This is a genomic window from Mesorhizobium sp. M0040, from assembly GCF_040323505.1.
Classification (GTDB): Bacteria; Pseudomonadota; Alphaproteobacteria; order Rhizobiales; family Rhizobiaceae; genus Mesorhizobium.
Window position 1 is genome coordinate 117,670 of sequence record NZ_JAMYVA010000015.1, and the last position, 22,413, is coordinate 140,082.

General features: G+C 63.6%; 25 protein-coding genes. 13 read left to right on the top strand and 12 right to left on the bottom strand.

All coding sequences use genetic code 11. From position 1 onward, the window contains the following. The first annotated feature begins 35 nt into the window (after positions 1-35). The 6 genes from dapF (at position 36) to NKJ91_RS15935 (ending at position 5,832) form a co-directional block, all read left to right on the top strand. A complete protein-coding gene (dapF, locus tag NKJ91_RS15910; protein WP_352456341.1) occupies positions 36-920 on the top strand; it encodes a diaminopimelate epimerase in 885 nt (294 codons plus the stop codon). Next, the gene (gene mtaB, locus NKJ91_RS15915) at positions 920-2,221 is read left to right on the top strand and encodes a tRNA (N(6)-L-threonylcarbamoyladenosine(37)-C(2))-methylthiotransferase MtaB (RefSeq protein ID WP_031212717.1); all 1,302 of its coding nucleotides are present in this window, start codon (positions 920-922) and stop codon (positions 2,219-2,221) included. The genes dapF and mtaB overlap by 1 nt, the downstream gene beginning before the upstream one ends. A gap of 10 nt (positions 2,222-2,231) precedes the next feature. Next, positions 2,232-3,821, top strand: a complete 1,590-nt coding sequence (gene ftsY / locus NKJ91_RS15920; RefSeq protein ID WP_352456342.1) for a signal recognition particle-docking protein FtsY — start codon at positions 2,232-2,234, stop codon at positions 3,819-3,821. 60 nt (positions 3,822-3,881) lie between these two features. Then, positions 3,882-4,547 (top strand): septation protein A, encoded by a 666-nt coding sequence (locus NKJ91_RS15925; RefSeq protein WP_352456343.1) that lies wholly within the window; start codon positions 3,882-3,884, stop codon positions 4,545-4,547. 90 nt (positions 4,548-4,637) lie between these two features. After that, entirely contained in the window at positions 4,638-5,258 is a 621-nt protein-coding gene (locus tag NKJ91_RS15930; protein WP_352456344.1) for a pyridoxamine 5'-phosphate oxidase family protein, read from the top strand. A gap of 40 nt (positions 5,259-5,298) precedes the next feature. After that, complete coding sequence (locus NKJ91_RS15935) at positions 5,299-5,832, top strand: NADPH-dependent FMN reductase (protein WP_352456367.1); 534 nt, start codon at positions 5,299-5,301, stop codon at positions 5,830-5,832. Between the two features lie 106 nt (positions 5,833-5,938). Here the strand turns inward: NKJ91_RS15935 and NKJ91_RS15940 are convergent, their stop codons facing one another. Together NKJ91_RS15940 and NKJ91_RS15945 are read right to left on the bottom strand one after the other, a co-directional pair. After that, positions 5,939-6,148, bottom strand: coding sequence for a tautomerase family protein (locus NKJ91_RS15940; protein ID WP_352456345.1), 210 nt, complete (start codon positions 6,146-6,148; stop codon positions 5,939-5,941). 32 nt (positions 6,149-6,180) lie between these two features. Further along, positions 6,181-7,098, bottom strand: coding sequence for an SMP-30/gluconolactonase/LRE family protein (locus NKJ91_RS15945; RefSeq protein WP_352456346.1), 918 nt, complete (start codon positions 7,096-7,098; stop codon positions 6,181-6,183). A 263-nt stretch (positions 7,099-7,361) separates the two neighbouring features. Here NKJ91_RS15945 and NKJ91_RS15950 point away from each other — a divergent pair, with 263 nt between their 5' ends. After that, the gene (locus NKJ91_RS15950) at positions 7,362-7,529 is read left to right on the top strand and encodes a hypothetical protein (protein ID WP_023721879.1); all 168 of its coding nucleotides are present in this window, start codon (positions 7,362-7,364) and stop codon (positions 7,527-7,529) included. Between the two features lie 104 nt (positions 7,530-7,633). Here NKJ91_RS15950 and NKJ91_RS15955 read toward each other — a convergent pair whose 3' ends face one another. The 4 genes from NKJ91_RS15955 to ccmA form a co-directional block, all read right to left on the bottom strand. Next, positions 7,634-8,209 carry a DsbE family thiol:disulfide interchange protein gene (locus NKJ91_RS15955; protein ID WP_352456347.1) on the bottom strand — a complete coding sequence of 192 codons (576 nt, stop codon included), beginning with the start codon at positions 8,207-8,209 and terminating at the stop codon, positions 7,634-7,636. Next, the gene (gene ccmD / locus NKJ91_RS15960; RefSeq protein WP_352456348.1) at positions 8,206-8,373 is read right to left on the bottom strand and encodes a heme exporter protein CcmD; all 168 of its coding nucleotides are present in this window, start codon (positions 8,371-8,373) and stop codon (positions 8,206-8,208) included. The genes NKJ91_RS15955 and ccmD overlap by 4 nt, the downstream gene beginning before the upstream one ends. Before the next feature lie 126 nt (positions 8,374-8,499). Then, positions 8,500-9,165, bottom strand: coding sequence for a heme exporter protein CcmB (ccmB, locus tag NKJ91_RS15965; RefSeq protein WP_352456368.1), 666 nt, complete (start codon positions 9,163-9,165; stop codon positions 8,500-8,502). Positions 9,166-9,361: 196 nt separating this feature from the next. Then, positions 9,362-9,961 (bottom strand): heme ABC exporter ATP-binding protein CcmA, encoded by a 600-nt coding sequence (gene ccmA / locus NKJ91_RS15970; protein WP_352456349.1) that lies wholly within the window; start codon positions 9,959-9,961, stop codon positions 9,362-9,364. Between the two features lie 282 nt (positions 9,962-10,243). On the opposite strand from ccmA, the gene acnA reads away from it, so the two are divergent. Next, positions 10,244-12,934, top strand: a complete 2,691-nt coding sequence (acnA, locus tag NKJ91_RS15975; protein ID WP_352456350.1) for an aconitate hydratase AcnA — start codon at positions 10,244-10,246, stop codon at positions 12,932-12,934. A 109-nt stretch (positions 12,935-13,043) separates the two neighbouring features. Here the strand turns inward: acnA and NKJ91_RS15980 are convergent, their stop codons facing one another. Next, positions 13,044-13,724 (bottom strand): ceramidase domain-containing protein, encoded by a 681-nt coding sequence (locus NKJ91_RS15980; protein ID WP_023679817.1) that lies wholly within the window; start codon positions 13,722-13,724, stop codon positions 13,044-13,046. A 45-nt stretch (positions 13,725-13,769) separates the two neighbouring features. Then, entirely contained in the window at positions 13,770-13,901 is a 132-nt protein-coding gene (locus NKJ91_RS15985) for a hypothetical protein (RefSeq protein ID WP_352456351.1), read from the bottom strand. On the opposite strand from NKJ91_RS15985, the gene NKJ91_RS15990 reads away from it, so the two are divergent. Both NKJ91_RS15990 and NKJ91_RS15995 read left to right on the top strand, forming a co-directional pair. Next, positions 13,900-14,649, top strand: a complete 750-nt coding sequence (locus NKJ91_RS15990) for a DUF1223 domain-containing protein (protein ID WP_352456352.1) — start codon at positions 13,900-13,902, stop codon at positions 14,647-14,649. The genes NKJ91_RS15985 and NKJ91_RS15990 overlap by 2 nt on opposite strands. 611 nt (positions 14,650-15,260) lie before the next feature. Continuing rightward, positions 15,261-15,647 carry a DUF2794 domain-containing protein gene (locus tag NKJ91_RS15995; protein WP_352456353.1) on the top strand — a complete coding sequence of 129 codons (387 nt, stop codon included), beginning with the start codon at positions 15,261-15,263 and terminating at the stop codon, positions 15,645-15,647. A 4-nt stretch (positions 15,648-15,651) separates the two neighbouring features. Here the strand turns inward: NKJ91_RS15995 and NKJ91_RS16000 are convergent, their stop codons facing one another. From NKJ91_RS16000 to NKJ91_RS16015, 4 genes are all read right to left on the bottom strand, one after another. Beyond that, positions 15,652-16,221 (bottom strand): GNAT family N-acetyltransferase, encoded by a 570-nt coding sequence (locus NKJ91_RS16000; RefSeq protein WP_352456354.1) that lies wholly within the window; start codon positions 16,219-16,221, stop codon positions 15,652-15,654. 110 nt (positions 16,222-16,331) lie between these two features. Then, entirely contained in the window at positions 16,332-17,111 is a 780-nt protein-coding gene (locus NKJ91_RS16005; protein ID WP_254817871.1) for a Bax inhibitor-1/YccA family protein, read from the bottom strand. Between the two features lie 219 nt (positions 17,112-17,330). Beyond that, positions 17,331-19,880, bottom strand: coding sequence for an ABC transporter permease (locus NKJ91_RS16010; protein ID WP_352456369.1), 2,550 nt, complete (start codon positions 19,878-19,880; stop codon positions 17,331-17,333). Then, positions 19,880-20,590: an ABC transporter ATP-binding protein gene (locus tag NKJ91_RS16015; protein ID WP_352456355.1), complete on the bottom strand. Its 711-nt coding sequence runs from the start codon at positions 20,588-20,590 to the stop codon at positions 19,880-19,882. Before NKJ91_RS16015 ends, NKJ91_RS16010 begins: the two co-directional genes overlap by 1 nt. 107 nt (positions 20,591-20,697) lie before the next feature. Between NKJ91_RS16015 and NKJ91_RS16020 the strand changes: the two genes are divergently transcribed. The 3 genes from NKJ91_RS16020 to NKJ91_RS16030 all read left to right on the top strand — a co-directional run bounded on the left by NKJ91_RS16020 (position 20,698) and on the right by NKJ91_RS16030 (position 22,379). Beyond that, entirely contained in the window at positions 20,698-21,342 is a 645-nt protein-coding gene (locus NKJ91_RS16020) for an arylesterase (protein WP_352450197.1), read from the top strand. Between the two features lie 137 nt (positions 21,343-21,479). Continuing rightward, the gene (gene thpR, locus NKJ91_RS16025) at positions 21,480-22,076 is read left to right on the top strand and encodes an RNA 2',3'-cyclic phosphodiesterase (protein ID WP_352456356.1); all 597 of its coding nucleotides are present in this window, start codon (positions 21,480-21,482) and stop codon (positions 22,074-22,076) included. 6 nt (positions 22,077-22,082) lie between these two features. After that, a complete protein-coding gene (locus tag NKJ91_RS16030; RefSeq protein ID WP_023679826.1) occupies positions 22,083-22,379 on the top strand; it encodes a 4a-hydroxytetrahydrobiopterin dehydratase in 297 nt (98 codons plus the stop codon). Positions 22,380-22,413: the final 34 nt, after the last annotated feature.

Genomic DNA, 22,413 nt, shown 5'->3' on the forward strand with positions numbered 1-22,413 from the left:
TATAGGCGCCAAACCGGCAAGAGATGTTTCGATCGATGGCAAGCGCGGCCCCTTTCGCCAAGATGAACGGCATCGGCAACGAGATCATCGTTGCCGATATGCGCGGCCGTGCCGATCGCGTGGCGCCTGCGGCAGCCGTCGCGCTTAATGCAGATGCGGCGACCAGGTTCGACCAGATCATGGCGATCCACGACGCCCGTACGCCGGGCACCGCTTTTTTCATCGACATCTTGAATTCCGACGGCACCAGGGCGCAGGCCTGCGGCAACGGCATGCGCTGTGTCGTCCAGGCGCTCGCCGCCGAGACCGGCCAGAAGACATTTGCCTTCGAGACCGTCGCCGGCATCCTCAATGCCGAAGAACATGCCGACGGGCTGATCTCGGTCGACATGGGCAGGCCGCGCTTTGGCTGGCAGGACATCCCGCTGGCCGAGGAATTCCGCGACACCCGCATGATCGAGCTGCAGATCGGCCCGATCGATGCCCCGGTGCTGCATTCGCCGTCGGTCGTCTCGATGGGCAATCCGCACGCCATCTTCTGGGTCGACCGCGACGTCTGGTCGTACGAGCTCGAGCGCTTCGGCCCGCTGCTCGAAAACCATCCGATCTTCCCCGAGCGCGCCAACATCACCATCGCGCAGGTGACCTCGCCGGAGACCATGGCCATCCGCACCTGGGAGCGTGGCGCCGGCCTGACCAAGGCCTGCGGCACGGCTGCTTGCGCCGCTGTGGTCGCCGCGTCCCGCACCCGGCGTACCGGCCGCGGCGTCACGCTGATGACGCCCGGCGGCGGCTCGCTGCATGTTTTGTGGCGCGACGACGACCACGTCATCCTGACCGGTGCCGCCGAATGGGAATTTTCCGGCAGCTTCGATCCGTCGACCGGGGCGTGGGCGCGCGACACCGAAAGCGCCGCCTGATGGCTCCTCTTGGCAACAAGGGTATCGAGGTCGTCACCTTCGGCTGCCGGCTGAACACCTATGAATCCGAGGTGATGCGGCGTGAAGCCGAAAGTGCGGGCCTCGGCGGGCTCGAAGGCGGTGCCATCATCTTCAACACCTGCGCCGTCACCGGCGAGGCTGTACGCCAGGCCAAGCAGTCGATCAGAAAAGCCCGCCGTGAGAACCCGGCTGCCCGCATCATCGTTACCGGCTGCGCCGCGCAGACCGGCCCGCAGGATTTCGTCGCCATGGACGAGGTCGATCTCGTCCTCGGCAATGAGGAAAAGCTGAAGGCGCATTCCTATCGCGCGCTGCCGGATTTCGGCGTCAACGACACTGAGAAGGCGCGCGTCAACGATATCTTTTCGGTGCGCGAGACGGCCGCCCACATGGTCGACGCCATCGAGGGCCGGGCGCGCGCTTTTGTCCAGGTGCAGAACGGCTGCGACCACCGCTGTACCTTCTGCATCATTCCCTACGGTCGCGGCAATTCGCGCTCGGTGCCGATGGGCGCCGTGGTCGAGCAGATCAAGCGACTCGTCGGCAATGGCTATGCCGAGATCGTGCTCACGGGCGTCGACATGACCAGTTTTGGCGCCGATCTGCCGGGCGCACCGAAGCTCGGCAAATTGGTCAAGACCATCCTGAAGCAGGTGCCAGACGTGAAACGCCTGCGGCTTTCCTCCATCGACTCGATCGAAGCCGACGACGATCTGCTGGACGCCATCGCCACCGAGCCGAGGCTGATGCCGCATCTGCATCTGTCGCTGCAATCGGGTGACGACATGATCCTGAAGCGGATGAAGCGCCGGCACAGCCGCGACCAGTCGATCCGCTTTTGCGAGGATGTGCGCAAACTGCGCCCCGGCATTGTTTTCGGCGCCGACATCATCGCCGGCTTCCCGACCGAGACGGACGCCATGTTCGAAAACTCGCTGGAGATCGTCGAGGAATGCGGCCTGACGCATCTCCACGTCTTCCCGTTTTCGCCGCGCCAGGGCACGCCCGCCGCGCGCATGCCGCAGCTCCGCCGCGACGTCGTCAAGCAACGCGCGGCACGCCTGCGCGCCGCCGGCGAGGCCGCCTATCGCCGCCATCTTGCCTCGCTCGCTGGAACGCATCAGTCGATCCTGGTCGAGCGTGACGGCCTTGGCCGCACCGAAGGGTTTACGCTGGCCGCGGTCTCTGCCGGCGCTCCGGGCGACATCGTCGAGGCTGATATCGCCGGCCATGACGGTATCCGACTGATCGCCGCGCCGCTTGCCGCCCGCGCCGCCTGAGAGCGCAAGCATGGCTGGTTTTTTCAAGAAGATATTTTCGTTCGGCAAGAAGGAAGTCGTCGAGGAGCGGCCCGACGAGACCGCACCGCTGCCGCCGATCAAATGGGACGAAGTGGAGGCGCTGAAACCGGCCGCCGAGCAGGCCGTCCCGGAGTTTTTGAAACGCGACGAGTCGCGACCCGAAGTCGAAGCCGTACCTCCACCGCCAGTCGAACCAGAGTTGCCTCCGGCACCCCAACCGGCGCCGGAATCGCAGAAGCCTGAGCCGCCGCCGACCATTCCACCCGAGCCGGAAACGCCTGCTGAGGAACCGGAGGAGATTCGGGCCGAGCCGCAGCAGCCAGAAATCGTCCCCTCCCAGCCAGAACCTGCACCCGTCGAAATGCCGGTAGTGCCCACCGAGGCTCCCTCAGCAGCGCCAGCGCGCGAAGTCCCTCCCGCCGAAATACCGCCCCCGATCCGCCAGCCAGCGCCGGCCGAGACGAAACCGATCTTGACCGAGATCGCGCCCGAACCGGAGGTCGTGCCGGCGCCCCACCCTCCCATCGAGGGGGAGGTAAAGCCCGAGCCAGAAGCCGTTCCGCAACCATCGCCGGAGCCAAAGCCCGCCCCCGGCAAAGTCACCGTAACCAAGAAGGTCGAGCAGAAAGCCGAGCCGCAGAAGGCGCCCGAACCGGCGCCGAGGCGCTCCTGGTTCCAGCGCATGCGAGACGGGCTTGCCCGCTCTTCCAAGGAGTTGTCGGGCAACATCGCCGGCGTCTTCACCAAGCGGAAACTTGACGAGGACACGCTGCAGGACCTGGAGGATGTGCTGATCCGCGCCGATCTCGGCATGGAGACGGCTTTGCGCGTTACCGACGCGCTCTCCGCCAGCCGCTACGGCAAGGACGTCTCCGACACCGAAGTCCGGGCCATCATGGCGGCCGAGGTTGAGAAAGTGCTGACCCACGTCGCCATGCCGTTGGAGCTCGACCTCAGCCACAAGCCGCATGTCATCCTGGTGGTCGGCGTCAACGGCACCGGGAAGACCACGACCATCGGCAAGCTCGCCGCAAAGCTCACCGATGGCGGCCTCTCGGTGATGCTCGCCGCCGGCGACACCTTTCGCGCAGCCGCGATCGAGCAGCTGAAGATCTGGGGCGAGCGTACCAACTCGCCGGTCATTGCCTCGAAGCTCGGCGCCGATGCCGCCGGCCTCGCCTACGATGCATTCGAGCGCGCGAAGGAGGCCGGCTCCGACGTGCTGATCATCGACACCGCCGGGCGGCTGCAGAACAAGACCGAACTAATGGCGGAACTGGAAAAGATCGTCCGGGTGCTGGGCAAGCTCGATCCGGAAGCGCCGCACACCGTGCTGCAGACGGTCGATGCCACCACCGGCCAGAATGCGCTCAACCAGGTCGAGATCTTCCGCAATGTCGCCGGCGTCAACGGCCTGGTGATGACCAAGCTGGACGGCACGGCGCGCGGCGGTATTCTGGTGGCGATCGCGGCAAAGCACAAATTGCCGGTCTATTTCATCGGCGTCGGCGAACAGGTCGACGACCTCGAACCCTTTTCCGCAAGCGAATTCGCCAGGGCGATCGCTGGCGTGGCTTGACGAGCATGATCCCAAAAAGTTGCAGGCTTTTTGGATTGAATCATGCGTAAGAAGGACCCTATGAGCCCACCCATCCTCGAACGCGACCTGTCCGATCCGCGCCGCAAGGCATTGAACCCCGGCCTGAAATTCCTGCTCGAACTCGGGCCTGGCCTGGTGTTCTTTTTCACCACCATCCGCGGCGCGTGGCTTGTCGGGAAGTTTCCGTTCCTCGGCCATATCGGCGAGCCTATCCTGATTGCCACAGCGTTCTTTATGGTGGCGACGGCGCTATCGCTCAGCGTTTCGTGGATTTTGACGCGCAGCTGGCCGATCATGCCATTGGTCTCGGCCATCGTGGTGTTTGTGTTTGGCGCGCTGGCGCTGTGGCTGCAGGACAAGACCTTCGCTTTCATGAAGCCGACAATCATCAACAGCCTGTTCGGCATCACGTTGCTTGGCGGGTTGGCGTTTGGCAGATCGCTGTTGGGCTATGTCTTTGATTCCGCCTTCAATCTCGACGCCGAAGGCTGGCGCAAGCTCACTTTCCGATGGGGGCTCTTCTTCCTTTTTCTGGCTGCGCTGAACGAGGTCGTGTGGCGCAACTTTTCTGAGGAAGCCTGGCTTTATTTCAAGGTCTGGGGCACGATTCCCATTACCCTTGTCTTCACGTTAAGCCAAATGCCGTTGATCCTGCGCCATTCGCTCGAGGACAAGACCGGCAAGGAAGAGAAGGCCGGCAAATAGAGCAATTCCAGGAAAGTGTGTAGCGGTTTTCCCGGGAAAAGCGCGTAGCGCTTTCCCTAGGGAATTGCGTCAGAATAAGAGGAGAGGGGCATGGAATTCATCACCACACGCGACGAGTTGAGGACGATCTACAAGACGCCTCGGCCGACTGACGGCTCGATCCGCAAGGAACTGAAGGCATTGGACGGCCACTGCCGTTCCTTCATCGGCAAGAGCCCTTTCGTGCTGATCGGCTCGTCCGACGGCGCCGGCAATGCCGATGTGACGCCCAAGGGCGACAGGCCGGGCTTCGTAACAGTGCTCGACGAGAAGACCATCGCCATCCCCGACCGTCCCGGCAATAACCGGCTCGACACGCTGGAGAACATCCTTCTCAATCCCTCGATCGGGCTGCTCTTCCTCATTCCCGGCATGAACGAAACGCTGCGTGTCAATGGCGATGCCCGCATCACCGTCGATGCGGCATTGCGTGAGCGGCTGGCGGTCGACGGCAAGGCACCGCAAAGCGTCGTCGTGGTGACGGTCAAGGCCGCCTACATGCATTGCGCCAAGGCCTTCATGCGCTCCGAATTGTGGAAGCCGGAGAGCTGGTACGACCGCGCGACGCTGCCGACGCTCGGCCAGATCCTGCGCGACCAGTTGGCGCTCGCCGATTCGGCCGAGGCGACCGACCGCTGGCTGGACGAGGAATACAGGGAGACCATGTGGTAGCGTGATCGGCAACGAATCGCCCAAGCCGGTCTCCATTCCTTTGCTCAACATCCTCGCCATCTCCGGCAGCCTGCGCGCCGCCTCGACCAATTCGGCCCTGCTCGCGGCACTCGCGCAAAACGCGCCGCCGGACTGTCACGTCTCCGTCTACGATGGGCTTGGCCGGCTGCCGATTTTCAACCCCGACGAGGAAGGCGAGCGAACGCCGCCGCAAGCAGCGGCGCTGATCGATGCGGTCACCGCCGCCGACGGCGTCATCGTTTCCTGCCCGGAATATGCCCACGGTGTGCCAGGCGGCCTGAAGAACGCGCTTGACTGGCTGGTGTCGCGCGATGCCGCCGTGGGCAAGCCGGCCACGGTGGTCCACGCCTCGCCGCGCTCGCTGTTTGCCCGCGCCGCACTGGCCGAGGTCATGCGGACAATGTCTTTCGCGCTCCATGAGGAAGCAGCGCTCGAAATCGCGCTGCTCGGCAAGAGGCCGCCGGAGGTGGAGGATATCTTATCGCAGCCGGAAAACCGGCTGACGATGCGCCGCGCCGTTTCGGCCTTCGCGGGCTTCATCCGCTCGCGGTGAACGCCGGACCGTGCTTTCGTCATCCCAGGGTCTCCGCGACGGAGCTTCGCTCCTGCTCCGCCCTGGGATGACGACGCTAGGAGCTGCGGCCAATCTGTGCCGAGAACTATCCCTTGCCCCTCCGCGTCTCGACGTCGGTCTCGCCGACGAACCAGTCGCGTGCAGCGACCTCCTCGAAGATTATCCAGACATCATTGTTGGTCAGGCCGGTGACGCCGGTGATGGCCGCCGTCACCTGGGCGGCGATCGCGGCCTTTTTGCCGGCCGGGTCATCGGCAATCACCTCCTTGACCAGGCGGATATTCACGAATGGCATGGTTCCCTCCCTTGCATATGCTTGGCGGCCGCTCAGTAGGTTTTGGCGCCGTTGACCATGAGCCGGACCATGTAGAGGGATGTGGTGCCGGCGATGTAGAGGCAGTTCAGCTTGTTGCCGCCGAACAGGCAATTGGCGACGACTTCCGGTACCTTGACCTTGCCGATCAGCGTCCCGTCCGGATCGTAGCAATGGACCCCGTCGGCGGCACTGGTCCAGATGCGGCCGTCCGCATCCAGCCTGAAACCGTCGAACAGGCCGGCGGTGCAGTCGGCAAAGACCTTTTCGCCTGAGACCGTCTTGCCGCCCTGGTCGACATTGAACACCCGGATGTGCGCCGGGTTTTGGGCGCCATGGGTGCGGCCGGTGTCGGCGACATAGAGCTTGCTTTCGTCGAGCGAGAAGGCGAGCCCGTTGGGCCTGACCATGTCGGTGATCACCGCCTCGGTCTCGCCGGTGCCGGGATCGACCCGGTAGACATGGCAGGCGCCGATCTCGCTTTCGGCCTTGTCGCCCTCGTAATCGGTATCGATGCCGTAGCTCGGGTCGGTGAACCAGATCGAGCCGTCGGACTTGACCACCGCGTCATTGGGCGAGTTCAGCCGCTTGCCGCGCCATTTGTCGGCGATGGTGACTACCGACCCGTCATGCTCGGTGCGGCTGACGCGGCGGCCGGAATGCTCGCAAGTAACCAGCCGGCCTTGCCGGTCGACCGTGTTGCCGTTGGAATTGCCGGACGGCTGACGGAACACGCTGACGCTGCCGTCGGTCTCGTCGTAACGCAGCATGCGATTGTTCGGGATGTCGGACCAGACCACATAGCGCCCGGCCGCGAACCAGGCCGGTCCTTCCGCCCATCGGCAGCCGGTAAACAGCCTGTCGACCTGTGCATTGCCGTTGAACAGCCGCGAAAAGCGCGGATCGAGAACTTCGTAGAATTCGCTGGCCATGGTTCCTCCCGGTAGCAGTCGCTTGGCAAGGCGCGATCAAGCCAGCCCACGATCGATATGGCAAGATCGATGATGCGTCAGAAGCATTATGGAAGCGAATGCTGGCCCGGACGGCAGGTCACATCCCGTTAACCGGCTATGCGCCCAGCGCAACGGTGCATTGCAACATCTTATTTTTGCAATGCACCATAACTATGTCATGCTCCGTATCGATCAAGGGAGGAACAACTGGCCGCGAAACGCGGCGCAAAAGGAAACTCGCTATGATCATCGACAGCCTCATGAGCCGCGCTCGCGCCAGCATCGCCAAGCGCCGGCATTACAACCGCCTCGTCGCCGAAATCGACAGCTTCAGCAGCCGTGACCTCGCCGACATGCGCGCCGACCGCAGCGAAATGCTCTACCAGGTCCACAAGCAGATCTACGGCTGAGTCTTCGGTCGACCTATCACGTGGTCGACCTATCACGTTCGTCATCCTTGGGCGTAGCGACGCAAAGCGGAGCAAAGACCCTAGCATGACGAAACGGCGGGCCATCAGCCCGGCATGGCCAGCGCCTTCTCGATTTCGGGTAACAGCAGCGTCCGCGCCGAGTCCGGCGTCAGCGGCCCTACATGCTTATAGGCGATCTTGCCATCCTTGCCGATGACGAAGGTCTCCGGCACGCCGTAGACACCCCAGTCGATCGCCGTGCGTCCGGCCTCGTCGACGCCGATCGCCTGGAATGGGTTGCCGAGATCGCCAAGGAACCGACGGGCGTTTTCCGGCTGGTCCTTGTAGTTCAGCGCCGCCATGACGAAGCGTCTGTCCTGCGACAGCGCCAGCAGCACCGGATGCTCTTCGCGGCACGGCGCGCACCAGGACGCGAAGACGTTGACCAGCGTCACCTTGCCGGCGAACTGTTTTGAATCGAGGCCCGGCAAATTGGTGCCTTCGAGCGCCGGCAGGTTGGTCTGCGGCGCCGGCAGGCCGATCAGCGCTGACGGCACTTCCGACACGTCGTGCCCGGGCAAAAGCTGCGCCAGGAACAATCCCGCCAGCCCGAGAAAGACCAGCAGCGGCAGCAGCACGATCAGGCGGCGGCGCGCCGGTGTTTGGGTTTCCGCGCTCATGATTTTACTGCCTTATCGGAGCGCCGGCGCACGCCGGATGCCTCCAGCTCGGCAAGCTCTCGCTTGCGGCCGCGCTGGTCGAGCAGAATCCAGCCGATCAGCCCGCCCAGCACCACGGCCGTGATCGCATAGGCGGCGGTGACATAAAGCGCATGTACGCTCATGCTTTTCGCTCCGCGGCGCTTTCCAACCGGTCCGTCTCACGCCGTTCCAACATGTCTTCTCTTAACGCTGCGCCATCGGCTCCGCAATTGTTCGCCGCGCCGCAGGCATGAGCTGAAGCCAACGCATCAATCCGTTCCGTGCCGTAGCGCCAGCGCCGCCGCCACAGGGCCGAGCACGGCAAGAAACAAGGTCAGCGCGGCAAGAATGAGGAAGGGCTGCAGGAATGGATCGGGGTCCGCCACCGCGCCATAGCTTGCCGATACGCCGAAGATCAGCACGGGAATGGTCAGCGGCAGCACGAGCACCGAGATGAGCAGCCCGCCACGCGGCAACGCCACTGCCACCGCTGCACCGGCAGCACCGATGAAGGTGATCGCCGGCGTGCCTACCAGAAGCGTCAACGCCGTGGCGCCGATGCCGGCCGGCTCCATGTTCATGAACAGGCCGAGCAAGGGAGCGGCGATGACCAGCGGCAGCACGCTTCCCGCCCAATGCGCCAGGCATTTCGTCAGCACGGTCAAGGCCAGCATGTGCCGGTCGTTGCCAAGCACCAGAAGATCGAGCGAGCCGTCCTCGCGGTCGGCCTGGAACAGCCGGTCGAGGCCGAGCAGGCAGGCCAGCAAGGCGGCGATCCACAGGATCGCCGGGCCGATGCGGGCCAGCAGCTTCAGCTCGGGACCGACGCCGAAGGGGATGGTCGCGATGACGGCGAGAAAGAAAATCATGCCCGTCAGCGCCCCGCCGCCGGCGCGGATACTTAAGCGGATGTCGCGGAGGAAGAGGGCTAGCATGATGTGAGATGCTTTCGCCTGGGCACCCCCCTCTGTCCTGCCGGACATCTCCCCCTCAAGGGGGGAGATTGGCTGTCACGACTGCCTTCGCCAATCTCGATCGTTGAAAGATGGGCGCAGCAACGAAGCTGCCAATCTCCCCCCTTGAGGGGGAGATGTCCGGCAGGACAGAGGGGGGCGTGAAGGAATGCCAACATCAGCCGGTCATCCTCAATTCCTTTCCCTCGATCCCCAGCGGCAAATGCGTCGCCGCAACCACGATCCCCCCACTCTCGAGGTGCTTCCCCATCAATTCGCCGAATCTCTCCTCCGAAGCCTTGTCCAGTCCTGCCGTCGGCTCATCAAGCAGCCACAACGGCCGGTGGCTGACCAGCAGTTTTGCAATCGCTGCTCGCCGGCGTTGCCCGGTCGAGAGGTAGCCGAACGGCAGATGGCCGATGCCGCCCAGCCCGACGGTTTCCAGCGCCTCTTCAACACCCGCGGAACCGGCGCCCGAAAAATCGCGCCAGAAGCACAGGTTTTCCGTAACGCTCAGCGCCGTCTTCATCGCGTTGAGGTGGCCGAGATAGTGACAGGCCGAGGCGGCCGACGGAAAGTCCTCGCCACCACCTTCGAACCGCACACGGCCTGCCGCCACCGGCAACAGTCCGGCGACGATCCTGAGCAGCGTCGATTTGCCGGCGCCGTTCGGCCCGGTGACGACCAGCGCCTGGCCATCCCCCAGCGCGAATTCGATGCCGGAAAATACCGTCTCGCCGCCGCGTTCGCCGCCCAGATTTTCGGCGATCAGCCGCATCCGTCCCCCTTCGCCGAAAGTTCAGGTGCGGCTTCGGTGCGCCGCAGCAAAAATGGCGAATCCGTGTCTAGAACTATTCCAGAAAATTCTCTATATCCGCATCATCCGTGCCAGCGGTCGGCACGGGAACCGAATTTGCGCCGAACCAGCGCGCGTGCCGCCTTGAACGGCCCGGACGCTTGGGAACGGATAGCGGAAATGGCCGTACCCGCACCTTTGCGCGTGATTTGCATGCCCACTGGCGTCCGTTCCCTTCCGGCAACCGACAGTTAGGGATCGCACGTGTCCAAATCACTCGACAGCTTCAATTGCCGCCGCACGCTGACCGCCAGCGGCACCGAGTACATCTACTATGACCTTGTCGAGGCCGAAAAGAACGGCCTCACTGGTATTGCCCAATTGCCCTATTCGATGAAGGTGCTGCTGGAGAATCTGCTGCGCAACGAGGACGGCCGTTCCGTTACCAAGGAGAGCATCCAGGCGGTCGCCGGCTGGCTGACTGACCGGGGCACCGCCGGCGTCGAGATCGCCTATCGCCCGGCTCGCGTGCTGATGCAGGATTTCACCGGCGTTCCAGCCGTGGTCGACCTTGCCGCCATGCGCGACGCCATGGCCTCGCTCGGCGGCGACCCGCAAAAGATCAATCCGCTGGTGCCGGTCGATCTAGTCATCGACCACTCGGTCATCGTCGACGAATTCGGCACGCCACTGGCTTTCGCCCGCAATGTCGAGCTTGAATATGAGCGTAACGAGGAACGCTACAAATTCCTGAAATGGGGCCAGCAGGCGTTCCGCAATTTCCGCGTCGTGCCGCCCGGCACTGGCATCTGCCATCAGGTCAATCTCGAATATCTCGGCCAGGTGGTGTGGACCAACAGCGAAGACGGCGAGACCACCGCCTATCCCGACACCTGCGTCGGCACCGATTCGCACACCACGATGATCAACGGTCTTGGCGTGCTCGGCTGGGGCGTCGGCGGTATCGAGGCGGAGGCCGCGATGCTCGGCCAGCCGGTCTCCATGCTGCTGCCGGAAGTCATCGGCTTTCACCTCACCGGCAGGTTGAGGGAAGGCGTGACCGCCACCGACCTGGTGCTCACCGTCACCCAGATGCTGCGCAAGAAGGGCGTCGTCGGCAAGTTCGTCGAATTCTTCGGGCCGGGCCTGTCCAACATGACGCTGGCCGATCGCGCCACCATCGGCAACATGGCGCCAGAATATGGCGCCACCTGCGGCTTCTTCCCGGTCGACAGCGAAACCATCCGCTATCTCACAATGTCCGGTCGCGACGAAAGCCGCATCGCTCTGGTCGAGGCTTATTCGAAGGCGCAAGGCTTGTGGCGCGATGCCGGCTCTGCCGATCCGGTCTTCACCGACCTGCTGGAGCTCGATCTCGGCAGTGTCGTCCCGTCGATGGCCGGCCCGAAGCGGCCGGAAGGCCGGGTCGCACTTGAGGACATTCCGGCCGGCTTCGCCAAGGCCATGGAGTCCGAATACAGGAAGGCCGCCGAAATCGACAAGCGCTATGCCGTCGAGGGCACGAACTACGATCTTGGCCATGGCGATGTGGTCATCGCCGCCATCACCTCCTGCACCAACACCTCGAACCCGAGCGTGCTGATCGGCGCCGGGCTGTTGGCGCGCAACGCCAACCGGCTCGGCCTCAAGCAGAAGCCGTGGGTCAAGACCTCATTGGCGCCGGGCAGCCAGGTCGTCGCCGAATATCTCGAGAAATCCGGCCTGCAGAAGGAGCTCGACCAGATCGGCTTCAACCTGGTCGGCTTCGGTTGCACCACCTGCATCGGCAATTCCGGCCCGTTGCCGGCGCCGATCTCCAAGACCATCAACGATAAGGGCTTGATTGCTGCGGCAGTCTTGTCCGGCAACCGCAATTTCGAAGGCCGCGTCTCGCCCGACGTGCAGGCGAACTATCTCGCCTCGCCGCCGCTGGTCGTCGCCCACGCGCTGGCCGGGACCGTGACCAAAGATCTGACCACCGAGCCGCTCGGCGACGATCGCAACGGCAGTCCGGTCTATCTCAAAGACATCTGGCCAAGTTCGGTCGAGATCCAGGAATTCATCGAGAAGAACGTCACGCGCGAATTGTTCGCCCGCAAGTATGCCGACGTCTTCAAGGGCGACGAGTACTGGCAGAATGTCAAGGCGCCGGAAGGCCAGACCTATGCCTGGGACGACAATTCGACCTATGTGCAGAACCCACCCTATTTCGCCGGCATGAAGTCAGGCTTCGGCAAGATCGGCGATATCAAGGGCGCGCGTGTGCTCGGCCTGTTCGGCGACAAGATCACCACCGACCACATTTCGCCGGCCGGTTCGATCAAGGCGGCCTCGCCGGCCGGCAAGTATCTCACCGACCACGGCGTCGGCGTCGCCGATTTCAACCAGTACGGCACACGCCGCGGCAACCATGAGGTAATGATGCGCGGCACCTTCGCCAATATCCGCATCCGCAACCATATGCTGGGCGAGAACGGCCGCGAGGGCGGCTACACCATCCATTATCCCTCGAAAGAAGAGGAATCGATCTACGACGCCGCGATGCGCTACAAGAAGGAAGGCGTGCCGCTGGTCATCTTCGCCGGCGTCGAATATGGCAACGGCTCGTCGCGTGACTGGGCGGCCAAGGGCACCAATTTGCTGGGCGTCCGCGCGGTCATCGCCCAGTCCTTCGAGCGCATCCACCGCTCCAATTTGGTCGGCATGGGCGTGATCCCCTTCGTCTTCGAGGAAGGCACCTCATGGGCCTCGCTCAACCTCAAGGGCGACGAACTGGTCGAGATCGACGGACTGAGCAACATCAAGCCGCGGCAGAAGATGATCGCCAGGATCACCTACGGCGACGGCAGCGTCAAAGAGGTTCCGATCATCTGCCGCATCGATACGCTGGACGAGCTCGACTACTTCAAGAATGGCGGCATCCTGCAATACGTGCTGCGCGATCTGGCCGCTTAAGGGAGTAGGGCAATAAGGGAGTAGGGCAGTAGGGTGAAGCAAGGAGAAGCGACTTATTCCCCTACTGCCCTACTGCCCTACTGCCCTACTGCCCTACTGCCCTATTGCCCTATTGCCCTATTCCCCCAATTCCCGGCTTTCCAAACCGCGCTGTCGCCGCCAGCAGCACGCCGAGCATCAGCCCGTTGAATATGTGCCACAGGAAATGCGTGCCGAGCGGAAAGCCGCCGCAGACCAGCGGATCGATCATCCTGCAGATGACCGACACGACGAAGATCGCCGAACCCGCCAGATTGTACCAGCCGGCGCGATTGCCGCTGGCCGCCACCCAGGCGCCGAAGAAGGCGAGCGCCAGAAACGGAGGCAGATAGCCGGTCGTCCCGTTCGACGCCTGGCGCAGCCAGTCGGGCACGGCAAAGGTCACCAGCCCGGCAACGGCGTAAAAGGCGACGAAAATGGCGATCGCCTTGCCCCATTTCATGCCGAGAAAACGTCGCAGGTTGAACAGCGTGTAGGCCAGCGTGAACCCTGCAATGGGCAGCACGTCGGCCAGGATCATTGCTCTTGTGGCAAAGGTGTGGAACAGCGACGAGCCGACGCCGATCGCCACCACCCACCAGGCCAGCACTTCGGCGAAGGTGCCGGTGCCGCGCTTTCGCACCTGCCAGACACCCCATAGCCCGGCGGCAAAAAAAGCCAGATTGCTCAGCGCATTGAGCGGTTCGGCCCAGAATTCCGGCCCCGTCCGTTCGCAATAAAGGTCGACCGGCGCCAGGAGAGATTGCCACATGCTGATTGCCGCCCGAATCGCTTCCATCGTGAAGTGCAAGTCCACCTATTGCGCCCTTGCCAGCGGTTGCAACGGCAAAATTTCACCGCAACGTGACTTCCCGTTGACTGCCGCTTCTGCCACATATTTCGACAACCAGAACAAAGCCGGCGTCACCGGCGGGATCGGAACGGCCATGCCATCTCCCAGACCATTGCGGCTTGCGGCCCTTGCGCTGGCCCTCTCGGCGTTTGCCGGCACGGCCCTTGCCGAGCCAGCTGACAAGCCATTAGGCGTCGTCGAGCTCTTCACCAGCCAGGGATGCAACTCCTGTCCGCCGGCCGACGAACTCTTCGCCGAGCTTGCCGCCAAGGAGGACATCGTCGCGCTCGCCTATCATGTCGATTATTGGGATTACCTCGGCTGGCAGGACACGCTGAGCCGCAAGGAAAATACCGAGCGGCAATACGAGTATATGCGCGCCTTCGGCAGTCGTTCCGTCTACACCCCGCAAGCCGTCATAAACGGCCGCAGCCATGTCAACGGCGCCAGCCGCAAGGAAGTCGACGGCGCGCTGGCCCGCATGGAGAGGGTCGGCGAAGGCATGCGCGTCGGCATCAAGGTCAGCCGGACCAGCGATCGCGTCATGATCGATGCCGGCGACGCCGTGACCGGCCCCACCGACGCGCATGTCGTCATCGTCTATTTCAACCCGCCACAGACGATAAAAATCGGCAAGGGTGAAAACAGCGGCCGCAGCATGACCTACTGGAACGCCGTCTCCAGCATCCAGACCGCCGGCATGTGGCACGGCAAGGCGCAGCGCTACGAACTGCCGATGAGCGAGATCGCCAAGAAGGGCGGCTGCGCCGTGCTGCTGCAGTCGGTCGGCAAGGACGGCATGCCCGGGCCGATCCTGGGCGCAGCCTTTATCCGCAAGCCTTAAGCGGGGACCTCTCCTTCTCCCCTTGTGGGAGAAGGTGGATCGGCGCGCAGCGCCGAGACGGTTGAGGGGTGCTGGAAGAATTGAGGCGGCGGCGATTTCAAGGAAATTGCCAAGCTGGAACACCCCTCATCCGTCGCCTTCGGACACCTTCTCCCACAAGGGGAGAAGGGAGAACCGCGCTCAACCTTCTGATGGCAGCCAATCCGGACGGATCGCACCGCCACGGCTCCGGCCAATAAAAAACCGGCGTCAGCTTGCTTCTGACGCCGGTCATTTAGGTTTTGGGATCGTCGCACCCGATCTTTCCAAGGAAAAACCGAGGTTGGTTCGATCCGACGCAGACCCGTGGGCGGGGGGCTTGGGGTTTACGAGCCGGTGCCGGACCGAACCGTCTCAGGCAACACCGGTAAATTCGTCGGACATTGGGGCATGAGCACGGATAAAAAAAGGCAGGATTGTGGCGAAGCATCACCAATTCCAACAGGCGTTTCGCAAACGTGACTGGACGCTGGAGAAACCGCGCGGTGCTGGCCTTGCCCGGCCGGGCCTTGCAATTCGGCAACGAAAGCGCCAACTTTGGTCGGCGTACGATTCATTGCGAGGATCCAGGCATGACTGATCGCAGCAGCGGGACGGAGGATGGGGACGCATCCGCAATATTGATCCCGCTGCATGAGGCAAGACGCGAACGCCTCGACCAGCAGGTGAGGTTCGACCGGCGCGAACTGGACCAGATCCTCAGGCTCTACGGCCGTATGGTTGCCGCCAATGAGTGGCGCGACTATGCCATCGACCATCTCGCCGACCGCGCCGTTTTTTCCGTCTTCCGCCGCACCAGCGAAGTGCCGCTTTTCCAGATCGTCAAGGATCCGAAGCTGGCGCGCCGGCAAGGCGCGTTCGCCGTCATCGCCGCCGGCGGGCGCATCCTCAAGCGCGGCCAGGAACTCGGCCGGGTGCTTGGCGTGTTCGACCGAACACTGAAGCTGGTCGAGGCGTAACCCTTTATTTTTGCTGGCGGAACTTCCGCTCGGGCAGCGATTGCGGATCAGGCGGGATGGACGCCCCGCCGTTGATCGGCAGCTGCATGAACACCGTGTCCAGCCAGCGTCCGTGCTTGTAGCCTGAGCCTTCCAGGCGGCCGGAATGACGAAAGCCGAGCTTCTCGTGCAGCCGTACCGAGGCGCTGTCGGGCCGGCCGTCGCCGATCACCGCGATGATCTGGCGAAAACCCGCCGCCTTGGCCGCCTCGATCAGCCCTTGCATCAGGAGCAGCCCGACGCCTTGCCCTTTGGCCTCGGGCGCGACATAGACGGAATCCTCAACGACGAAGCGGTACGCCGGGCGCGGCCGGAACGCCCCGGCATAGGCATAGCCGAGCACGCCGCCGGCCTTTTCTGCAACGAGATAGGGAAAGCCGCCCGCCATCAGGTTGTCGAAGCGCGCGCCCATCTCGGTGCGGCTTGGCGGTTCGAGTTCATAGCTCGCCGTGCCATTCGTCACCGCGTCGGCATAGATTTCCGTGATCCGGTCGAGATCGGCCGACGTCGCGGCCCGCAAGGTGATGCTGCTCATAATTTAGGCACGTCGTTCATCTGCCCTATATCACAGCAAAAGCCGGCACAAAAGAAAAGGGCGGCCATTGGGCCGCCCTTTCCAAACTCGCTGGTCCAGGAAAACCGTATTTAGCGACGGTCGCCCATGAACTGCAGCAGAAACATAAATAGGTTGATGAAGTCGAGATAGAGCCTCAATGCGCCCATAATCGCCTTGCGGCCGGCGACATCAGTCTCGTCGCCCTCGAAGTACATCTCCTTGATGTTCTGCGTGTCGTAGGCGGTGAGGCCCGCGAAGATCAGCACGCCGATCGCCGAAACGGCGAAGGAAAGCGCCGACGACTGCAGGAAGATGTTGATCACCATCGCGATGATCAGGCCGACCAGGCCCATGACCAGGAACGACCCGAACGCCGAGAGATCGCGCTTGGTCGTGTAGCCGTAGAGCGACAGCCCGCCAAAGGCGGCGGCGGTGGCGAAGAAGGTCTGCGAGATACTGGCGGTGGTGTAGACCAGGAAGATCGACGACAGCGACAGGCCGACGAGGCCGGCGTAGACCCAGAACGTCGTCTGCGCGGCCGAAACGCTCATCGACTGGACTCGGAACGACAGGAACATCACCGCTGCCAGCGGGGCGAAGATCACCAGCCATTTCAGCGGCGAGCCGAAGATCGCGTAGCCGAACGAGGTCAGCATCTCGCCGCTTGGCAACGTCGCGACGGCCGAGGCGGGATCGCTGGTGGTGGCCAGCATGATTGTGCCGACCGCGGCAAGGCCGGTGATGAGGAGGCCAAGCCCCATCAGATTGTAGACCTTAATCATGTAGGCCCGCAGGCCCTGGTCGATGGCAGCATCGACGCCGGCGCCGGGCACGGCGCGCGTCTGATAATTGCGAACGGGATCAGCCATGGAAATCCTCATATTGCTTCTGCCCCGTCCGGTGTCAGGTCCTTTTGAACCCAGGCGCCGCTGGCGGGGCTCCAGCATGCCTGCGCCGAAATATGATGGTTCTTGGCGTAAAGGACAAGGCCGTAACCAAACGTAATGCTCCGTGAAGTGCCGGAGATACGGTTTTATTGGCCTTCCCGCCCGGAACATTACCGAGATTTAATCGAAACCGGCTCTGGCTCAAAGATTCCGCAGCACCGGCGCCGCCTTGTGGCCCAGCACCCGCCACGTGCCGGCAAGGCCTATGCCGACCGTGACCACCAGCGAAAAGCCGATGGTCGCCACCGCCACCTCCGGCATGAAGTGGGATGGCAGCGTCATGATGCGCGCGACGACGAACCACGCCGCCACACCGCCCGCTGCCAGCGCGAAGATCGCAGTGGCAAGGCCGATCAGCATGTATTCCAGCGAAAACGCGGCGATCAGCGTTTTCCTGGTCGCACCCAGGGTCTTCAGCACCACCGCGTCGTGAATGCGAGCCCGGTTGCCGGCGGCGAGCGCCCCGGCCAGCACCAGCACCGAGGCGATCAACGCCACGCCCGCTGCTGCCCTGATTGCTGTGCCGAGCTGCGCCACCAGCCGGTTGACGATTTCGAGCGCGTCCTTGACCCTGACCGTCGTCACCGCGGGAAAGGCACGCGTGACGGCGTTGAGAAGATGCGCATCGTCGGCTGCCGACGCATTCGTCTCGGTCAGCGTCGCCAACCAGCCATGCGGCGCACCGGCGAATGTGTTGGGCGAGAACACCATGACGAAATTGATGCCCATGGTTTCCCATTCGACCTGGCGGAAATTGGCGATCTTGGCCGTGATGTTGCGGCCGAGCACGTTGACGGTGATGGTGTCGCCGAGCTTCAGCCCGATCTCTTTGCCTTCCTCGGCGGAAAACGAGACCAGCGGCTCGCCGGCATAGTTCTCCGGCCACCAGCTGCCCTCGGTCAGCGTCGCATTCTCCGGCAGCTTTGCGTCATAGGTCAGGCCGCGATCGCCGCGCAGTACCCAGGCGCCTTCGGCCGGAACCTTGACCTTGTCGACATCGACGCCGTTGAGCGCCATCACCCGGCCGCGCAGCATCGGCACCTTGATCAGCCTGCCTTGCGGTGCCTCTTTGCCGACCAGCGCGGAGAAGGCATCGACGTCACCGCTCTGGATATCGACGAAGAAGAAGTTCGGTGCCCTTTCCGGCAGGCTGCCGGAGATCTGCCGCCTGAGATTGCCGTCGATCAGCGCCAGCGTCACCAGCAGCGTCAGCCCGAGTCCCAACGACAGCACCACGGACGGCGTCAAGGCGCCAGGCCGATGGATGTTGCCGATGGCGAGCCTGAGCGCGGTCGAGCGCACGCGCGGGCTTTTATTCGCCGCCCACTGCACCAGCGAGCCGACCACACGCAGCACCAGGAACGAAAAGATGGTGGCGCCAACGAAGATCGAGGCAATACGGCGGTCGCCGGAAAACAGGATCGCCAGTACCGCGAGCAGCAGCGCGATGCCCAATGCCGCGGCGATATAGAGCGGGCGGGGAAAACCGCGGCCCTCGAAACCCATTTCGCGAAACAGCGCCGTTGCCGGCACGTCCCGGGCGCGGCCGAGCGGCAGCAAGGCGAAAGCCAGCGTCACCAGCAGCCCGAACAGCGCTGCCATGCCGAGGGCGCCGGGATAGAACCCACCTTCCGCCGGCACTGGAATGACCGATTGGAGTGCCGCGCTGGCCGCGAACGGCATCAGCGCGCCAAGCACAAGGCCTAGCGTGATGCCGAGTGCTGCGATCATCAGGATCTGCACCAGATAGACGGCAAAGACGAACCCGCCCGAAGCCCCCAGGCTCTTGAAGGTGGCGATGACGCCGCGCTTGCCGTCGAGATAGGCACGCACGGCATTGGCCACGCCGACGCCGCCGACCACCAGCGCCGTCAACCCAACCAGCGTCAGGAATTGCGAAAACCGCTCGATATTCGAGGACAGCGCCGGCGCTGCGTTGCTGCGCGTGCGGATCGACCAGCCGGCCTGCGGGAACTGGTTTGCCGCCTGCTCCTGGATCGCCTTGATCTGTGCCTCAGTGGTGCCGCCGGGCAGGCGGACCTTATAGGCGTTCTCGACCAGGCTGCCCGGCTGGATCAGGCCGGAAGCGGCAAGCCCGTCGGTCGACACCATCAGCCGCGGCGCAAAACCGAAGCCATCCGACACTGCATCCGGCTCGTTGACCAGCCTGGCGCGCAGCTCGAACGTCGCGCTGCCGAGCTTTAGCCGGTCACCGATGCCAAGGTTCAGCCGCTCGAACAAGAGGTCCGGGGCGGCGGCGCCGAAGACGCCGGATTTTTCGCCGAACAGATCCTCTCGCGACAGCACCGGCTCGGTCTCCAGCGCACCGTAGAGCGGATAGGCGCCGTCGACCGCCTTGGCCTCGACCAGCGCCTGGTCGGAGCCGTCCTCGAGCCTCGCCATCGAGCGCATGTTGGCGCTGTGCGAAACCGTGCCAAGCCGGTCGAGGAAGCTGCATTCGGCTCTGGTCGGATCGCGTTGGTGGAGCTGGAAGCGGAGATCACCGCCGAGCAGCGTCTGGCCCTGGTCGGCAACACCGGCGGAAATAGCCTGCGCCACCGAATTGACGCCGCCGATCGCAGCGACGCCGAGCGCGATGCAGGCAAGGAAGATCAGGAAGCCGGACAGCCCGCCACGCATTTCTCGCAGCGAAAACCGAAAGGCGAGCCTCAGCGTGCGCGCCAGCGGCATCATGCGGTCACCTTGCCAGCCCTGGTGGCCGGCTTAGGCGCGTCTTCGATCAGCCCCGACCGCATCGACACCTGGCGCGAGCAGCGCGCCGCGAGTACAGGGTCATGCGTGACCAGCACCAGCGTCATGCCGCGTTCGGCCGCCTTGGCAAACAGCAGGTCGGCGACGTGCCGCCCCGTTGCCTGGTCGAGATTGCCGGTCGGCTCGTCGGCGATCAGGATGCGCGGCGACGGCGCCAGCGCCCGGGCGATCGCCACGCGCTGCTGCTCGCCGCCAGACAATTCGCCGGGGTAATGGGTGACGCGATCGCTGAGACCGACCGCCGCCAGCTCGCGCGCCGCCACGCCGAATGGATCGACATGGCCGGCAAGCTCCAGCGGGACCGCAACGTTTTCCAGCGCCGTCATATTGGGGATGAGATGGAACGACTGGAACACGATGCCGATGTTTCGCCCTCGAAACGATGCGATCTGATCTTCGCTTTTGCCGTTGAGCAGCTCGCCGGCAATTCGGACCGTGCCCGAATCGACCCTTTCAAGTCCGGCCAAAACCATCAGCAATGTCGACTTTCCCGAACCTGAAGGTCCAACGATGCCTGTCGCTTCGCCGCCCGCCACATCGAGGCTGACGCCCTTCAGCACATGGACCGAGGATGCACCTTCGCCGAGCGTCAGCGATACGTCTTTCAGCGAAATGACGGCTTCTTCCAAAATCAAATCGTCCTATATGGGGGATGAAGGCTAGTGCATCCGATGCTCGACAAAGACGAAAACCTGCCTTCGCCAACAGATGTTCCTGGTCATATGGGGCCTGCCGCATGGCTTTCAAACACACCTTTGCCGCAGCCTTCGCCCTTTTCCTCGCCATTTGCGGCGCCATTTCGTCGGCGCGCGCCGAACCGTTCACCATTGTCGGTTTCGGCGACAGCTTGATGGCGGGTTATGGCCTCGGGCCAGGTCAGGGCTTCACCGAGAAGCTGCAGGCGGCGCTGCGCGCCAAGGGCTACGATGTCACGGTCGCCAACGCCGGCGTCTCCGGCGATACGACGAGCGGCGGCCTGTCGCGGCTCGACTGGTCGGTGCCGGACGGCACGCAACTCGTCATCCTGGAGCTCGGCGCCAACGACATGCTGCGCGGCGTTTCGCCCGCCATAGCGGAAAAGAATCTGGACGCCATGCTGGCAAAGCTGAAGCAGCGCAAGATCGCCGTTTTGCTTGCCGGAATGCGCGCGGCGCCCAATCTCGGCGCCGACTACCAGAACGCCTTCGACGCGACCTTTCCGCGACTGGCTGAAAAATATGGCGTGCCGCTCTATCCTTTCTTTCTCGAGGGCATCGCCGGTCAATCCGTCCTGCAACTCGAGGACGGCCTTCATCCAAACGCCCGAGGCGTCGACCGCATCGTCGAGGGTATCCTGCCCAGTGTGGAGAAGACCATTGAAGCGGTCCGGGGCAATTCCTGAAGGCGAGGGTTCGCCGTCGCAACACCTTCCGCAGGGGAAGCTTTTAGGCAGGCCTGCGACCAACAAACCCCTTGCCCCGTTTGAATATCGATGATTCGCTAGGGGCAAGAGTTCGATTCGAGGACAGGAGGCTTCCCATGCCGCGTCTTTTTACCGCCCTCGAGATACCGCGTGATGCCGCTCTTTCACTGTCCCTGCTCAGGGGCGGCCTGCCCGGAGCCCGCTGGATCGACGTCGAAAACTATCATCTGACGCTGCGCTTCATCGGCGATGTCGAGGGCCATGTCGCCGACGAAATCGCCAATGCTCTTGACCGTGTTCACCGCCCGTCCTTCCCGCTGACGCTGTCCGGCGTCGGCGCCTTCGGCCAGAAGAAGCCGCATGCGGTGTGGGCCGGGGTCGCCGCTTCGCCCGATCTTTCCGCATTGCAGGCCGAGATCGAGCGCATCTGCCAGCGGCTCGGCATCCCGGCCGACCCGCGCAAGTTCATGCCGCACGTGACGCTGGCCCGCCTGCGCAATTCGAGCCCGCTCGATGTCGCCCAGTATCTGTCGGCACGCGGCAATTTTTCGACGCTGCCGTTCCGGATCGGCCGCTTCGTGCTGATGTCGTCGCGCGATTCAGTCGGTGGCGGGCCTTACGTCGTCGAGGAGGCCTGGCCGCTTTCAGGTGCTGACAACCGCGTCGCCAGCCGTTTGGTCGGCGCCGCCGACGCTTCGCGGATCATGCGGTAGACGGACATGGCCAGGGAGAAACTAGCAAAAGAGGCGATCCGCGCCGAACTTGCCGGCCTCGACGGCTGGTCGCTGGCCAAGGATGGTGGCTCGATCACCCGCAGCTTCACCTTCAAGAATTTCTCCGAAGCCTTTGCCTTCATGACCCGCGTTGCCCTGGCCGCGGAGAAGATGGACCACCATCCCGACTGGTCGAACGTCTACAAGACGGTGAACGTGACCCTCAACACGCACGACGCCGGCGGCCTGACCGCGCTGGATTTCGATCTGGCCAGGAAAATGAACCGCTATTTCGGCGGCTGAGCCTATCTGCACCTTGCAGCGAGGTTCGGCTTTC